This is a genomic window from Bacillus sp. PK6-025 (assembly GCF_056530265.1).
Map to the genome: position 1 here is coordinate 2,355,059 of NZ_CP096509.1, position 15,585 is coordinate 2,370,643.

General features: G+C 46.1%; 19 protein-coding genes. 3 read left to right on the forward strand and 16 right to left on the reverse strand.

What is annotated here, in order from left to right:
* Positions 1 to 25: 25 nt before the first annotated feature.
* The 9 genes from M1D67_RS12045 to msrA all read right to left on the reverse strand — a co-directional run bounded on the left by M1D67_RS12045 (position 26) and on the right by msrA (position 7,810).
* Positions 26 to 1,294: a peptidase gene (locus tag M1D67_RS12045; RefSeq protein ID WP_020451853.1), complete on the reverse strand. Its 1,269-nt coding sequence runs from the start codon at positions 1,292 to 1,294 to the stop codon at positions 26 to 28.
* 13 nt (positions 1,295 to 1,307) lie between these two features.
* Positions 1,308 to 1,961 carry a 3-oxoacid CoA-transferase subunit B gene (locus M1D67_RS12050; protein ID WP_020451854.1) on the reverse strand — a complete coding sequence of 218 codons (654 nt, stop codon included), beginning with the start codon at positions 1,959 to 1,961 and terminating at the stop codon, positions 1,308 to 1,310.
* A complete protein-coding gene (locus M1D67_RS12055) occupies positions 1,943 to 2,635 on the reverse strand; it encodes a CoA transferase subunit A (protein WP_020451855.1) in 693 nt (230 codons plus the stop codon). The genes M1D67_RS12050 and M1D67_RS12055 overlap by 19 nt, the downstream gene beginning before the upstream one ends.
* Positions 2,632 to 3,972, reverse strand: a complete 1,341-nt coding sequence (locus tag M1D67_RS12060; protein ID WP_020451856.1) for an aspartate aminotransferase family protein — start codon at positions 3,970 to 3,972, stop codon at positions 2,632 to 2,634. Before M1D67_RS12060 ends, M1D67_RS12055 begins: the two co-directional genes overlap by 4 nt.
* Before the next feature lie 165 nt (positions 3,973 to 4,137).
* Positions 4,138 to 5,373: an MFS transporter gene (locus M1D67_RS12065; protein WP_043054354.1), complete on the reverse strand. Its 1,236-nt coding sequence runs from the start codon at positions 5,371 to 5,373 to the stop codon at positions 4,138 to 4,140.
* A 139-nt stretch (positions 5,374 to 5,512) separates the two neighbouring features.
* A complete protein-coding gene (locus M1D67_RS12070) occupies positions 5,513 to 5,641 on the reverse strand; it encodes a YjcZ family sporulation protein (RefSeq protein ID WP_003182774.1) in 129 nt (42 codons plus the stop codon).
* Between the two features lie 80 nt (positions 5,642 to 5,721).
* The gene (locus M1D67_RS12075; protein WP_052500264.1) at positions 5,722 to 6,489 is read right to left on the reverse strand and encodes a GNAT family N-acetyltransferase; all 768 of its coding nucleotides are present in this window, start codon (positions 6,487 to 6,489) and stop codon (positions 5,722 to 5,724) included.
* Positions 6,490 to 6,837: 348 nt separating this feature from the next.
* Positions 6,838 to 7,278: a peptide-methionine (R)-S-oxide reductase MsrB gene (msrB, locus tag M1D67_RS12080; RefSeq protein WP_020451861.1), complete on the reverse strand. Its 441-nt coding sequence runs from the start codon at positions 7,276 to 7,278 to the stop codon at positions 6,838 to 6,840.
* Positions 7,265 to 7,810 (reverse strand): peptide-methionine (S)-S-oxide reductase MsrA, encoded by a 546-nt coding sequence (gene msrA, locus M1D67_RS12085; RefSeq protein ID WP_020451862.1) that lies wholly within the window; start codon positions 7,808 to 7,810, stop codon positions 7,265 to 7,267. Before msrA ends, msrB begins: the two co-directional genes overlap by 14 nt.
* Positions 7,811 to 8,166: 356 nt before the next feature.
* Here msrA and M1D67_RS12090 point away from each other — a divergent pair, with 356 nt between their 5' ends.
* Both M1D67_RS12090 and M1D67_RS12095 read left to right on the forward strand, forming a co-directional pair.
* Entirely contained in the window at positions 8,167 to 8,601 is a 435-nt protein-coding gene (locus M1D67_RS12090) for a MarR family transcriptional regulator (protein ID WP_020451863.1), read from the forward strand.
* A gap of 62 nt (positions 8,602 to 8,663) precedes the next feature.
* Positions 8,664 to 8,915 (forward strand): hypothetical protein, encoded by a 252-nt coding sequence (locus M1D67_RS12095; RefSeq protein ID WP_020451864.1) that lies wholly within the window; start codon positions 8,664 to 8,666, stop codon positions 8,913 to 8,915.
* A gap of 60 nt (positions 8,916 to 8,975) precedes the next feature.
* Here the strand turns inward: M1D67_RS12095 and M1D67_RS12100 are convergent, their stop codons facing one another.
* Both M1D67_RS12100 and M1D67_RS12105 read right to left on the reverse strand, forming a co-directional pair.
* On the reverse strand, positions 8,976 to 10,064 hold the full coding sequence (locus M1D67_RS12100) for a diguanylate cyclase (protein WP_020451865.1): 1,089 nt from the start codon (positions 10,062 to 10,064) through the stop codon (positions 8,976 to 8,978).
* A gap of 135 nt (positions 10,065 to 10,199) precedes the next feature.
* Positions 10,200 to 11,531, reverse strand: coding sequence for an MATE family efflux transporter (locus M1D67_RS12105; RefSeq protein ID WP_105980476.1), 1,332 nt, complete (start codon positions 11,529 to 11,531; stop codon positions 10,200 to 10,202).
* A 96-nt stretch (positions 11,532 to 11,627) separates the two neighbouring features.
* On the opposite strand from M1D67_RS12105, the gene M1D67_RS12110 reads away from it, so the two are divergent.
* Complete coding sequence (locus tag M1D67_RS12110) at positions 11,628 to 12,332, forward strand: DUF4397 domain-containing protein (RefSeq protein ID WP_059230629.1); 705 nt, start codon at positions 11,628 to 11,630, stop codon at positions 12,330 to 12,332.
* Between the two features lie 95 nt (positions 12,333 to 12,427).
* Here M1D67_RS12110 and ypmT read toward each other — a convergent pair whose 3' ends face one another.
* The 5 genes from ypmT to M1D67_RS12135 form a co-directional block, all read right to left on the reverse strand.
* Positions 12,428 to 12,628: a protein YpmT gene (ypmT, locus tag M1D67_RS12115; RefSeq protein WP_020451868.1), complete on the reverse strand. Its 201-nt coding sequence runs from the start codon at positions 12,626 to 12,628 to the stop codon at positions 12,428 to 12,430.
* A 31-nt stretch (positions 12,629 to 12,659) separates the two neighbouring features.
* Positions 12,660 to 13,232 (reverse strand): YpmS family protein, encoded by a 573-nt coding sequence (locus M1D67_RS12120; RefSeq protein WP_020451869.1) that lies wholly within the window; start codon positions 13,230 to 13,232, stop codon positions 12,660 to 12,662.
* Between the two features lie 9 nt (positions 13,233 to 13,241).
* Positions 13,242 to 13,994, reverse strand: a complete 753-nt coding sequence (locus tag M1D67_RS12125; RefSeq protein ID WP_020451870.1) for an SGNH/GDSL hydrolase family protein — start codon at positions 13,992 to 13,994, stop codon at positions 13,242 to 13,244.
* A 139-nt stretch (positions 13,995 to 14,133) separates the two neighbouring features.
* A complete protein-coding gene (locus M1D67_RS12130) occupies positions 14,134 to 14,724 on the reverse strand; it encodes an SCO family protein (RefSeq protein ID WP_031305174.1) in 591 nt (196 codons plus the stop codon).
* An 8-nt stretch (positions 14,725 to 14,732) separates the two neighbouring features.
* Positions 14,733 to 15,575, reverse strand: coding sequence for a DegV family protein (locus tag M1D67_RS12135; RefSeq protein ID WP_020451872.1), 843 nt, complete (start codon positions 15,573 to 15,575; stop codon positions 14,733 to 14,735).
* Positions 15,576 to 15,585: the final 10 nt, after the last annotated feature.

The window sequence follows — 15,585 nt, forward strand, 5'->3', positions numbered from 1 at the left end:
TTAACCTCCAAAACAGCTGATCTTTTCACCGTTCATAATCACACCAATTCATAATAAACAGGCTGATGATTTTGGCTGACTGAATCAGGGCGTCTTTTTCAATGTATTCATTTGCCTGGTGAGCCATTTTCGTTTCTCCCGGACCGAAGACGATGACAGGGGTGCCTCCGGCGTGCGACAATATTCCGCCGTCTGTCGCCCACGGGGAAGCTTCGATTAGGGGATCGTTTGCCGTGATGGTTTGATAGGCGGATTTCAGCACTTTCGTCAGTTCATGGTCTTCAGCCAAATCGTTTGGGAGCCACATGGCGCCGAACCATTCTATGTCAACAGGGTAGTGTTTAAACCATTCATCATGGTATTGAAGATCATTGAGCCAGTTTTCAAACTCGGACTGGACGGCTTCAGGAGATTCGTTCGGAGCGATTCCGCACCTTCCTTCCAGTGTCACCGTGTCAGCGACCGATGAAGGCCATGCGCCTCCTTTGATCGTGCCGATGTTAATCGGAACCGGAATCGGGATATTGTCATACAAAGAATCTGTTATTCTCTTATTCCTGACCTGTTCAAGCTGGCGAAGCGACTGGATGACAAGCATGCTTTTTTCAATGGCGCTGACACCTTCATATCTTGTGCCGCCGTGTGCAGAAAGCCCTTTGACCGTGATTCTGAACCACATCGACCCCTGCTGCTTAATAAACATTTTCATATTTGTCGGCTCGGGAATCAAAGCGCCGTCCGCCTTGTAGCCCCTCATGACGGCCGCCAGCGTCCCGGCTCCGCCACACTCCTCGTCTACGACACTTTGAAAAATCAGGTCTCCTTTTAAGTGAACCCCGCATTGCTCCAGCGCTTCCATCGCCATTAAAAGAGCCGTATTGCCGCCTTTCATGTCAGTTGTGCCCCGGCCGTATATCCGTCCTTGCTTCATGACCGGCTGAAAAGGCTCCGTCTCCCAGTCTTTTCTGTTTCCTTCAGGCACGACATCGATGTGTCCGTTTAAGATCAGCGATTTCCCGCCGCCCTTTCCTCTTTTGACAGCCGTAATATTCGGGCTTTCTTTAAAGCTTGTTCTGTCTGATTTAAACAGCGGGTGCTGTTCCAATTGCTTCATGCTCGGCTCCCAGACATCGATTTCAGCTTCGAATTGCCTCAGTTTCTCCAGGACGACAGCTTGGGCGGTAAATTCACTGCCCATTGTGCTTTTTTCTCCGACGAGTTTTTTCAAAAGGCGAACCGCTTTTTTCTCGTGCGAATCGATCCAATCGCACACCTTTCTCTCTATGTTCTCCATCCAATTCCTCCTCTTACGAAAGCGGCAGTTCGATCCGGACCTTTCCATCCGTCAGCCGCAGCACATCATCAAGATCCTCTTCATTCATCAGCTCTTTTAATACAAAGCCGCCGCTGTCAATGGTGATCACGGCTTTTTCTGTAATCACCATGTCAACGCAGCCTTTTGCAGTCAGTGGCAGAGTGCAGTCGGCGACAAGTTTGGGGGCGCCGTTTTTATCGGTATGGCTCATCACGACAATGACTTTTTTCGCCTTTTGGGCAAGCTCCATCGCCCCTCCCATTCCAGGAACCTTTTTGCCGGGGACGATCCAGTTGGCCAGATCCCCTGACTGGCTGACCTGCAGAGAACCAAGAATCGTGACATCAATCGCGCCCTTTCTGATCATGCCGAACGACAGAGCCGAATCAAAATAAGAAGCGCCTTTTACTACGGTGACAGGCCAGCCTGCCGCATTGCAAAGATTCTCATCTTCCCTTCCTTTTTCAGGCGACTCGCCGATGCCGAGAAGCCCGTTTTCAGATTGGATCATAACGGAAGTGCCCGGATCTAAAAAATTGGGAACTAAAGACGGAATGCCGATGCCCAGATTGACAATCATTCCGCTTTTGATTTCGCGGGCCGCCCGTTTTGCAATTCTCTCCCGCTCTATGACTCCCAAACCCATTTCCAGTTCACCCCTTCCGTTTCAGCGACACCTTCGACAAAAACACCGGGTGTTACAATTTCTTCTTCATCCAGCTCTCCCAGGGGAACGATCCGCTCCACTTCGGCAAATGTCCGATCAGCAGCCATCGCCATAAGCGGGTTCATGTTACGCGCCGTTTTGTCGTAGATGATATTGCCGAATTCATCGGCGGTTTTCCCATAAATAAAAGCGTATTCCGCACTCAGCGCTTCTTCGGCAAGGTATGCACGACCATTCAAAGAAACGATCTTCTTTCCTTGACGCACCATGTCATTATCGATCCCAATATCGGTCAAAATGCCGCCAAGACCTGTGCCGCCCGCACGGATTCTTTCCGCGAGCGTCCCTTGCGGTGAAAATTCAACGGCGAGAAAACCGTCAGTCATTTGTTTTCCCGCAACGGGATTTGATCCGATATGGGAAGCGATCAGCCGCCTTACGCGGTTATTGACGATTAATGGCCCGATGCCGATGCCGGGAAAGCCTGCGTCATTGCATATGACCGTTAAATTTTTTACGCCTTTTTTCAAAATCGCACTGATGAAAGAAGGCGGTGAACCGACTCCCCCAAATCCGCCAAACATGACGGTCGCTTCGTCTTTCAAATCGGCAATCGCATCTTCAACAGCAATTCGTTTGTTCAGGACCGTCATCTTTCGCGTATCACCTTTTCTGCTTGTTTTTCAATCTCGTGTACGGCATGTTTAAATATATGAATAAGTTCTTCCAGCTCTTGATCCGATATCGTAAGGGGCGGCGCAATGATGACCGCATCTCCCCCGCCGCCGTCAATGCCCGCCTGGGACGGATAAAGAAGCAGGCCTCTTTTTTTCGCTTCGGAAATGACGAGAGCCGACACCGGCATTGATGAAGGAAATGTCTTTTTGCTTTTTCGATCGGCGACAAATTCAATCCCGATAAGAAGCCCCTTGCCCCGAACGTCGCCAATGATGCTCGACTGTTTCATGATTTCTTTCAGCATCTTTTTCAGCTTTTCCCCTTTTATCCTGGCTTGTTTGACAAGATCGTGCTTCAGAATGTAGCGGAGAACGGCGAGCGCCGCACGGGTTGAAAAAGGGTTTGCGCTGTACGTATGTCCGCTCATGATGACTCCTGAGCCGTTTTTGACCGTTTCCATGATGTCATCGGATATGACAGCTGCGGCAATCGGTGAATACCCTGCGCTCATCCCCTTGCCGAGTACGGCAATATCCGGGGTCACACCCCAATGTTCAATCGCCAGCAACCGGCCGGTTCTTCCCATCCCACTCATGACTTCATCCGCAATAAAAAGAATTTCATTTTCTTCGCAAATCTTTTTTACTTTTTTGTAATAACCATCGGGCGCTGTTATGGCTGCTCCAGCAGCCCCGATGACGGGTTCGGCCACGAAGCCCGCGATAAATTGCTTGCCGATCCTTTTAATGGCGAGCTCGATTTCTTTCACGCACGCTTCCTGGCAGTCGGGATGAGAAAGCCGGCATCTGTAGCAGTTTGGCGCGGAAGCGGCGGGATACTTGTGCAGCATGTGCGTAAACCTGTAGCGGCGCTCATAAAATCCCGACAGCGACAGGGCTCCGTTTGTAATTCCGTGATAGCTGTTCCATCTTGAAAGGAAAATCGTTTTGTCGTTTTGTCCTTTTTCCTGCCAGTATTGAACGGCGATTTTCATGGCGGTTTCAACAGCTTCCGACCCGCTGTTGACAAAAAAAGACCAATTCAGATCACCCGGCAGCCATTCAGCAAGGAGTTCGGCAAGCTGTTCAGCTGGTTCACTCGTAAACTGTGAACGGTAGACAAATGAAACGAAATCAAGCTGCTCTTTGAGAGAATCAATCACTTCTTGTACACCGTGCCCGAGATTGCAGGTAACAGCCCCCGAACAGCCGTCAAGGTACCGTTTTCCGGAATTGTCGACAATCCAGCTTCCTTTTGCATACTGAACGACCGGATAGCTTGCGTGCAAATCCGGCTTAATCAAAAATGACATGAAAACATCCCCCCTTCCCCAATGAGAGGTTTTTCTTTACATTATATGAATGGGGAAAAGGCGGCATTCTCTTTTCAAGTGAAATGGTTGATTTCGGAGCGATCGCCGTTAGTGTAAACAAAAAAATAAAAGGACATTTCCTTTTATTTTTCCAAGCGCGCTTATTCACATTGACGTTTTGTCCTGCAAAGCAACGGTTTCCTTCGTCTGTTTTTCCCATAAATAAAATGATCTCATCATCGAAAACGCAGCAAACGGCGCGGGCAGTGCGACGATGAGGAATAAATATTCGGGACTGACAGCATCCGACAACATTCCCGCGGCCGCATAGCCGAGCGGCATAAAAGCGCTGTTGACCGCAAAAAAAGCGCCCAGCGATCTGCCTCTGTTTTCACCTTCCGTTACCCTTTGCAAGTAACCTTCAATATAGATGTTGACTACGCCGCTGATCATTCCGATGACGATCAAAATCGCGGCGCCGAGCACGACATGATTAATCCAGCCTAGAGGCGACAAAAGCAGGCCGAAAATCAGCATTAAAGCGGGCACAGCAGCTTTTGCGTGCTCCGGTTTTGCGATAAAAGACAAGAAAAGCGCCGCAGACAGCGTCCCGCACGCCCAAAATGATTGAAAAGCGCCGCCCAGCCAAGCCTGATCTTTTAATAATAGCGAGGTCCAAATGACGATATATATTGGAAAACCGCTGAATACAAGCTGCTGTATGCTCGTCCCATACAACAAATACTTGAGCGGCTTATTTTGAAGCAAGCTTGTAAAACCGCTGAACAATTGTTTGTTTGTAAAAGGAATACGCTTTTGGCTGCCCCTTTTATCTTTGATTCTCCACTCCAAAAAGATGGATAGGAAGGAGAGGCTTCCGCACAGCACCCATAACCAGCCGAAATGCAGAAAGGAAAACAGAATCCCTGTGACAAGCGGAACGATCACTTGGATAAGCTGTGTGATCACTTCTTGAAATGCGATTCCTTTTTCAATTTGTTCTTTCCTCAGTGTATCCGGCAAGAGCGATCTTGCAGCAGGTTCGATTGCGGTCAAACATGCCGATACAATCACCCTTGCAACCGCCAGTAACATAACTGAACTCATGCCTGACAGCGCCAAAAATCCGATTATTAAAAATACAGTTGAAATGATCATATCTGAAGCCGCAATCAATTTCCCCCTGTGAAACCTGTCGGACAGCCAGCCTGTAAACGGCGATATCAAAATCGAGACAGTCAGCCCGATGCCGATCACGACGCTTCCCGAAAGGGCGCTTCCGGTTTCAGCTAAAGACCACCATACCAATGAATAATAGAAAAGAACCGAACTAAAGAGCGATAAAAACGTTCCAGACCACAGTCTGAAAAAGTCCCCTTTAATGACCCAAGCATATTTCAAAGTTTCTCCCCCGTTTGTCCGATATTTTCACCTCATGATTATATTACATATATATGTAAAATTTTACAACAAAAACAAAAAAACCTTCCGGATGGAAGGCTTTGTGAGCATGTCATGCGACCGGGCGTTGGGCTTTTAGCTAGCAAATGAAAGCCGCACCGACAATGATGAGCAAAATAAAGAGGACAACGATGAGCACAAATGTGTTTCTGCCGTGAAACCCGTAGCCGTATCCTCCAGTAGGACAGCAATAATGGGAGTAATGCACAGGCTTATCATCCTTTCGTATAAAGTCTACACCCCAGCCTATGCAGGCCAAGTCCCAATTGGTATGTGCACCTGCCTACTTTATTCAAACAAATATTTAAATACCGTCGTAAGCTTTCCCTTCTGCTGAAAACCCAGCTTTTCATAAAACGTTTTCACCTGATCGCTTCCCGAAGTCACAAGATAGCACGATTCCATGCTCGATTGTTTGGCAGCGACGAGCATCTGCTTGATAAGGCCCGATCCATAGCCTTTCCGCTGATAAGGCTCCAAAATGGCGACTTCCTCGATTTTAGCAACGTTTTCGTCCTGATCGAGATAAAGCTCGGCACATCCAATCGGTTCTCCTTCTTCCGAGTAGCAGACACACAGCTGAATGATGCCTTCCTCGTAAAAACGATACTTGCGCAGCAGCTTTTCCTTCGCAAACGCTTCATTGATCGACAACGAATCATAAGCCTGCATGATGCGGCAGCCGTCAATGAGAGATTTCTTCGTCCCCCATTCTGCCCGCACAGGGGAAACTCCTTTCCAATCTGCAAGCCGGATCGAATAAAACAATTCTTCATCAAGAATGTATCCAAGATCAAAGAGCGACTTTTTCATTGTGAAAGGGAGATCGCGGTTAAAAGAGCTTTTCACATGAATATAATTTCGGTTTAAAATATCGGGTACCCGAACGAGCAGGGAGTACAGCTCTCTCAGCGGAAATTCGTCCTGCAGCTGCAGAAAATGAGATGAAAACATTTGCGGGATCTGGTCATCTGTGTATATATGATAATGCGACTCAACTTTTTTGCTGCATGTCAGCATTAAATAACGGTCTTCTGTGTTTGAAATGGATGTCACAACGGCTGCCTCTTTTCTAAGATGTTCTATTATATTGTTTTTCGCTTTCAGAGCAGAAAATCCTCTAAAAAAGATGGCCCTTTTGAAAAAAGTCATCTGAACATGCCGTTTTTCTCAGCTTTCTTCGTTTGTATTTCGTGGGATGTTAACAGATTTTTCTATATGCTGGGTATCCTCACGGCAGTCTTATGCCGCTTTACTTTAGCAATAGAAACTACTCGACTTTCTAGCTCGGAGTATTCAATTCCAAATTCGGAGATGAAAAAGCCCTCTCTGCTTTGTGAGAGCAAAGAGGGCAAACCATTGGTTATTTATCATACTAAGGTACACGACGAGTGCCTTTAAGATCTATTTTTCCCCTTCAAACAGCTTGGCATATTCGCCGTACCCTTCTTTCTCAAGGTCATCCTTCGGCACGAAACGGAGGGCTGCTGAATTGATGCAATAACGCAGGCCGTCCGGTCCGGGGCCGTCCGGGAACACGTGTCCAAGATGGGAATCGGCAGACTTGCTTCTCACCTCAGTCCGAACCATGCCGTGTGAAGTGTCAAGTTTTTCTTCGATCTCCCCGGTATCGACCGGTTTTGTGAAGCTTGGCCAGCCGCAGTGTGCGTCAAATTTGTCAAGCGATGAAAACAGCGGTTTTCCCGACACGATATCGACATAGATTCCGTCTTCGTGCAGATCCCAGTATTCGTTTTGGAATGGAGGCTCCGTCCCGTTTTTCTGCGTCACTTCATACTGCATCCGGGTCAGCTGCTTCAGCCGTTCTTCTTTATTGTTCGCCATGCTTACGCCCCCAATGCTGTTGTATAAATCCTTCTCTTCCGCTTCCGATCCGATACTGTGTGTAGCGTTCAGGATGCTTTTTATGATAATCCTGATGATATTCTTCAGCCGGATAAAATGGCGCGGCTTCCAGAATGTCGGTCGCGATTGGATCTTTAAAAATGCCACTTTCTTCAAGCTTTTTCTTCGATTCCTCAGCGAGTTTCCGCTGCTTGTTATTATGGTAAAAAATCGCTGTCCGGTAAGACTCGCCGCGGTCTGCGAATTGTCCTCCGCTGTCAGTAGGATCGATTTGCTGCCAGTAGAGTTCCAGCAGTTTTTCGTATGGAAAGACATCGGGATCAAACGTGATTTGCACCGCTTCCCTATGTCCCGTTGTATTGCTGCAAACCTCTTCATAGGTCGGATTTTCCGTATGGCCGCCGGTATAGCCGGATTCGACTTTTATAATGCCCGGCTGTTCGTCAAAAGGCTTGACCATACACCAAAAGCAGCCTCCGGCAAATGTGGCGAGTTCTCGTTTTTCAGCCATCTGTTCTGCCTCCTTCTTTTCAACATTTGTTGGGAACCATTATATCACAGCATGCTCATTTTTAAGCCCTCTCCCGCTCATCGCAAAATCAGCCGCTGCCTAAAAAGAAAAAATGACAATAATATGTCATTGCCATCACCAAATTCTAAGAAACAGCAGTATTCATCTATCATTGTCATGGACCGTTGTTCAATTGATGGTCAAATGAACTAAAAATCTTCTGAAACATACACTTGAAAAACGAAAATTATGGTATCATAGTGATATCATGTTCATGAAAAATAATATTCATGCTGATTCGGTCATTCCTTTTTAAAAAAAGCTGAAATTTGCTACTTATATGGAGGGGCGAAATTTTGAAAGTTAGAGAACAAATGATGTATGATATGGAAGCACTGCTTCGCACAGTATTTAAACAGATACGTGATGAGATAAATGAGCTGCTCGAAAAAGAGATGTCCCGCAATGAATTCATGATTCTCCGCCTGCTGAGTGAGCAAGGTCCGAAGAAAGTCACGGAGTTTGCAACGATTTTAGGCGTTTCTGCGAGCCATATCACAGCTGTAACCGATGCGTTGGTTGAAAAAGGATGGATCACGAGAGTCCGGTCAAAAGAAGACAGACGGATCATCAAAATCCATCTGACAGACGCGGGAAAAGAAATTATCAGATATTTTGAAGAAAAGAAAACGGAATATTATTTCAAGCGGTTCAGCAGCTTCAGTGATGAAGAGCTGAAAACGCTGATTGAACTGTTCAGCAAATTGGACAAAAAACGGGAACAGCGCTAATCGGGTTTTCATAAATTGGCCCGAATCTGTGCACCTTAATTAAAAAAGAGGTGTATTGACATATGACAGCTCCTTATCTTTGTCCAAACTGCAAAACAAACCGAACACGGTTCAACTTAATCGAACAGTCTCCGACATCCGTTAAGATTGATCCGGCAACAGGGGAGATCATGGAAACGTATTCAGATGACGAGCTTTCTCCATTTCACCTGCCCTACAGCGGTCCCGCCATAAAAGTGCAGTGCGGCGCGTGCGGATTAATTGAAGACGAAAAGACTTTTATCAAACTTGCGGAATTCGATAAACGAACATAATAAAGACAGGATAGATGGACATCGTTTCATCTATCCTTTTTCGTGCAGCTTAACGTGAATTCAAACGGAGGCGCACACCCGGTTTCTCCCAAGGTGCTTAGCCCTGTACAAACATTGGTCGGCTTTTTCAATCAACTCGTCCGTACTGCGAATGACCTCCGGAAATGCCGCAACCCCAATCGAAACGGTAATATGAATCTTTTTAGAATGAGAAATTGAAAAAGTGTGTGTCTCCACTTCCTTGCGTATCCTTTCAGCAATCTCTGCAGCCTGCGAATGAGAACTGTTCGGCAATATGACCGAAAACTCTTCTCCGCCGTTTCTTGATACGATACCTTCCGCACGTGTTGACTTTTTTAAAATCGTTCCCAGTTCTTTTAAAATCACGTCTCCATTTGAATGTCCGTATGTATCATTAATCGTTTTGAAATAATCGATATCGATCATAAGCAAAGACAGTTTCTCGTTCTTCTCCCTTGCGTTTGAAATATGAGCATTCCATATCGCATCAAAATGGCGGACATTATTCAATCCCGTTAAATAATCAAGCGACGACTCCTCTTCATACTTTTTCAACAGAAAATGAGATTTTTTTAAATATGAGACGACATATACTGATGTAAATCCGCCGATAGTAGATAAAATCCAGAACCATATCATTAAAATTTTTACTAAATGGAAATCATGGAGGAGCATCAAGATCACAATTGAAATCGCCACATTAGCAAAAATAACCAAAGCAAATGTCTTTCGATAAGTGTCAGCGTCTTTATCCATGACCCTGAGGATGAGATAATATCCTATGAATATAACGATCATTCCTGTAAGCGCTGCAATCGAAGATATATTCCCCCCGTAAACAAATCTTCCTCCTATAATCAGCAGAGAACAAATAAAGGCCGGAAAGACGCCCGTAAATAGAAACAAAATCATAACGGGCACATAACGCAAATCAACGATCGTTTCATCGGTTGCCTGGATCGAAAAGAACATGAGCACATTCCCGAGCAATCCTCCCATGACGCCGTCAATCCAATTAAGTTGTTTGTTTGTAGCTTTTCGGGAAAAAATATTCCACTTTAGCTGAGTGTAGATAAAGAGTGAAGTAATTAAAATGCACAAATTCAAAAATAAATCGATTAAAAACATGACAAGCCCCCAACACCAAACTCATTTTATATTGTATATATCGTCAATTATTAAGACGTTAACAGCATTTTTGTTTCTTTGCTTCAGATGCCCGGCGGGAATCGCTTCCGGGGCTTGCCGCAGGAGCTTGTTCTTTCATTTTTCAAATAAAACGAGGTCCTTCCACTTCCCGTAGCGGTAATATAAAAACGCGGTCAGGCTGCTCAGCATAAAGCTCATTCCAATGCCAAGTGCTATGCCGTTTTCGCCAAGCCACTTTGAAAATAAGTATGTAAACGGATAGCGCAAAACCCAAAAAGAAATCACGTTCAGCACCAAAATTTGAAACATCGCACCCGCTGCCCTTACAACACCGTTTAACACAAAGTTAATCCCGATAAACGGATAGAAAAAAGCAATCGTTTTTAAATATTCTTCCCCGAATGCAGCTGAATCGGCTTCCGAAATAAACAGCCTGACCGCATGATAGCCTGTCAGAAATATCGCGGTGCTGACGGCAGCCATAAACAGCAGAACATAAATGACGCCGTAGTGAGCAATTTTTTTCGTACGCTCCATATCGCCGCTGCCGACGGTTTGGCCAGCCATACTGTTGACAGCCGTGCCGATGGCCATCGCCGGGAGTATCAGCAGGCTGTCAAGCCTCTGTACCGCGCCAAACCCTGACACGACACGTTCTCCAAATGAATTGACAACGCTCATAATCGCCATCGAGCCGCCTGAAATCACCATCATTTGCAAGCCGGCAGGCACTCCGAGCTTCAAAATGACGGACGTCTCTTCCAGAGACGGAAGCGCGGGCTTTGAAAATGGAACAAGCCGCTTTCTCACCGTATAGACCACACCGTAAATGAAAGCAATCCCTTGGGAAACGACGGTTGCATAGGCCGCTCCGGCAATTCCGAGGTTGAATACCGAGATAAACAGCGGATCCATGAACAGGTTCAGGATGACGGCCAAGAGGACGAAACGCAAAGGTGTTTGACTGTCGCCGACCGCCCTTAACACTGTACTGATGAAATTATAGCCGAATAAGAATATAATCCCGATAAAATGAATGCTCAAATAGCTTGCAGCCAAATCCATCATATTGCCGGGCGTTTGAAGAAGCGAAAGCAGAGGCTCTGTGAAAAAATAGCCGATAACCCCGAGCAATACGCTCATCGCTGTCATCAGAACAACAAACGCGTTGATATATGAAGTAAGTCCCTTCTTATCCCCTTTTCCTTTCTGCTGCGCAAGAATCGTCAGCGCCGCATTGTTGACGCCCAATACGAACGACAGCACCGTAAAGAAAACCGTCCCTGAGACGGCCGCAGCACCGAGTGCTTTTGCTCCGAGCAGATTTCCGACCCACAAGCTATCGACGAATTGAAATGAAATCTGCAAAAGATTGGCTAAAATGATCGGGCCGGAAAAAAAGACCAGCTGTTTAAACACATTTCCGTATGTAAAATCCGTTTTCATTGTTTACTCCTTTTCATCTGTCGTCTTGATCGCGATGTGACCGATGGCTTCGCAGCCTCATATAATGTCAGAAAGCATGCAAAGGGGCGTGACAAAATGTTCTCTACAGATCATGATGCCCGTCAAATGGCGGAGGGTTTTCGGAGGAACTGCTACCATCTTCCGCCTGTAGAGGCGCCCTTTTATTTTCGAAACGGCGGAAAAGCAGCGATGATCAGACTGCTCCACGCGGCTCCTCACACCGACAATCTCGACGTATTCGTAAACGGCATATCCGTTTTTCAAAACATCTCCTATACAGATTTATCTTCTTATGTCCGGTTTCCTGCCGGCCGTATTCAAATCGATGTTTTCCAAAGAGGCAGGGCGCACGGTCCCTTGCTGTCGGTACAGTATCACCTGATCCACGGCGGGTACTGCACGGTTGCCGTTACAGGCACAGCTGCAAAGCTCATTCCCGTCGGAATGTATGACCGGCCTGCGGCTGATCCGGAAAGCCGCAGCATCCGTTTCGTTCATTTATCACCGGACTCTCCGGCTCTTGACTTTGCGGTGCAAAACGGACCTGTCCTGTTTTCAAGTGTCCCCTTTCAAACGGTCACGCGGTACATCCAGGTGCGTTCACAGAAAATCGACATGGAGGTAAAGGCCGCCGGTTCAACAGCGGTCCTGCTGAAGGTTCCGAAAATCACGCTTCACGCCGGGGAATCCACAACTTTGTATGGCCTCGGTTTCGTCAACGGCTCCCCTTCTCTCACAATAAAAGCGGCACCGTTTCCTGCCAAAGCTCCGCCTTCATAGCGAAAAAAAAGAGACCTGATGTCTCTTTTACAGTCTGCTGAAGCATGGACAACAAAATCCTAAAACGGTCTCATGTTTTAGGATTTTGCCGGCAATTATTGATTGTGATGGTCAGTTTTTTTATGTTTTTTCGCATCTAGGGTAAAGATCATAATGCTTAAAAACAACGCACAATACCCGATGTTCAAATACATCTTGTCCATGTTTTCATCGATGAAACTGAAGGCGGCGAGGCCGCCGAAGTACAGTGAAAACAACATAGACAGCAAGCTGAAATATGTGTAGATACGTTCCATATGTTCACCCCTGTAAATCCCGCCGCACGATCTATGAATCTGTTTGTGCAGGCTGATAATAAACAAATTCGATTTGATCTTTTTCTAAATCAATGTCTTTTGCTTTCACATACATTCCGTTTTTAAGCGGCATCTCTGACAGACGGACTTGAATTTCTTTAGCATCCGAACGAACGTGTACAAAATCAGGAAGATCATAAAATTGATCCATGTAGTTCAGCACCATCGATATCGGAACATTTAACTTGCCGATCGAAAATCTCGTCACGTCAAGAACCACATCTCCGTTTTTTTCCACTGTCGGCCGAAAGGACACCCTCGCATCGACTGTCGAGGAAAAGGCGCGGATCGCACCGACGATGTGGAATTCATCGTCGATTTCGATTTGATAGTCAAGATCCGGCGAAGACTCCTTCTCCAAATATGTGTTGATGAATGCGGCCAATGATTCTTTCGTGCTCGTCACGTTCAATTGGTATTCGCTCGGAGTCGGCCGCGACGGTTCCTTTTGACCGCCGGGCATGAATACGAGAATGAAAATCCCGGCAAGTATGATGACGTTGACTGCTGCTAAAATTAAAAATAAGTTCTTCCATTTCTTCATTTTTTCACCTTATTCTGCTTGGGGGTCTTCGTTTTTAATTTGTTCGTAAACGCGTTTCGCTATTAAAGAATATCCGTATTGATTAGGATGAAACTCATCTTTTGCAATCTTCTTTTCATCGCTGTATTCCTCAAAAATATCAGCGATATTCGCTATTTTCGTGTTGGAGACCTTTTTCAGGCTTTTTTCTGCTCCTTCATTCCATTCGTCTACGACTTGGTCAATTTCCCTCAGTTCAGACAGCGTAAACTTAAACGGATTATACATGCTGACATAAATCAACTCAGCGCTGGCGTTTTGCTCTCTAATTTCCGCTAAAATATTCGAAAACCGCTTTTCAAACAGTTTTTGTTCAACGCGGAAAGGTGTAAGCGTTAAGTGCGCGAAGTTTTGGCGGACGACTTTCATCAGGTCGTTGCCCCCTATTGTAAACAAAATGTAGTCTGCATCTTTCAGGCCCTCTTGTACTTCTTTTTCTTTTAATCTTTCAAGCAGCTGATCAGTCCGGGAGCCTTTAACGGCATAATTTTTGACCGTTACGGACTTCACATCGCTCCGGCTTTCAAGCTCGTCGGCCACCATGCCGACATAGCCTTTCTTCTCTTGATCGCCTACCCCCTCTGTCAGAGAATCGCCCACTGCTGCAATCACGATATCGCGCTTAGGGGAGACCGATGTTTTTTCAACGCCCGCATTCCATTCCGTACAGGCTGAAAGCAGACAGACGAGGGCCATCATGACTGTTATAAACCGTATGTTCAAAAATGATGCCCCTTCCTTCTAGATACCTAAAAAAAAGTGTACCATGTTTTGATTCTTTTGAAAATGATTTGACAGGTGTAAAAAAAAGCCTGTTTCCGGTGGTCAGGAAGCAGGCTTCAGCGGCAGGCGCCCGTTTTTATCAACGGTTTTCCAGCGTCTTAATATCGGCGATGATTTCATCGTACGGCGTATTTTTTGCACCGTCATAATCCTTGACGACTTTGCCGTTTTGATCGACTAGATAAAATGACGATTGGTGAATCACCTGATCCTCATCTTCAGGTTTTTTCACGATTGCTTTAAAGCTTTTCAGCGCAAATTTTTCAATTTCCTCCTGCGAGTATCCAGTTAAAAAATCCCAGTTTTGAAAATTGAGCGGATAGTTGGCCGCAAATTTTTTCAACTTTTCCGGCGTGTCATTTTCGGGGTCAACGCTGAAAGAGACGATGCGGGCCTGCAGGTTTTCCTCTTCCATTTGTTTTTGCAGTTCAGCCATATGTGAAGTCATCGGCGGACAGATCGTTTTACAGTTCGTAAATATAAAGTCGGCCACCCACACCTGGCCTTTTAAACTTTCAAGAGACACGGTTTTCCCGTCTTGATTTTGAAAAGAAAAAGATTGTACGTCATAGTTTAAAGAATTTTCAATCTTGCTAGTTCCGCAGGACGAAAGAAACACTGTGAGAATCCCTGCAAGGAAAATGCCAAAAACGTTTTTCAATCCTTCCATCCCCTTTTTCAATCGGTGTAAAAAGTAAAACCGATCGCTCCTTTTCCGGTATGAACAGAGATAATCGGCGTTGTGTACGCAATATCAATATCGATTCCCGGGATATGTTCAAGCAAAGAGTCTTTCAGCCTATGAGCAAGGTCGAGTGCATCGGCATGGGCGATGCCGATCGCTTGCACCGTCCTTCCCTTCACCGCGGAAAGAAATTGACCCGTTAAATAACGGATAAGCTGACTGGTGCTCCTGACATTTTTTTCGGGCGTATAGATTCCGTCCTCAAGCCTCGCGATCGGCTTAACCTTGAGCAATGAGCCGATCAGCGCTTTTCCTTTCCCGATGCGGCCGCCTTTGATCAAGTTATCAAAATGATCAATTGTCACATAGAGGGATGTCCGGTCGCGCAAGTTCTCCAGGTCTTTTACAATCGCTTCGGCCGTCATTCCCTCTTCGGCCAGCAAGGCGGCTCGTACGACCTGAAAGCCGAGGCCTTTTGAAATATACATGGAATCAATCACCGTAATATTCCCGTCGACCATGTTTGAAGCGCTTACAGCCGTCTGGTATGTCCCGCTCAATTGGCTTGAGAGATGGATGCTGATCACTTCGCTTCCGTCAGCGGTCAGCTCTTCGTACAGTTTGATAAAAGCGCCTAAAGGCGGCTGTGAACTTTTCGGGAGTTCTGCGGCGCTCTCCATTTTCTCAATAAATTCGTCCGGCTGAATATCGAACCTGTCTCTGTAAACAATGCCGTCGATTGATATCGAGAGCGGGAGAACGGAAATATGATATTCTCTGAGCAGTTCTTCGCTCAAGTCAGCTGTTGAGTCCGTTACAATTTTAATGCTTGGCAATTCCCTTCAC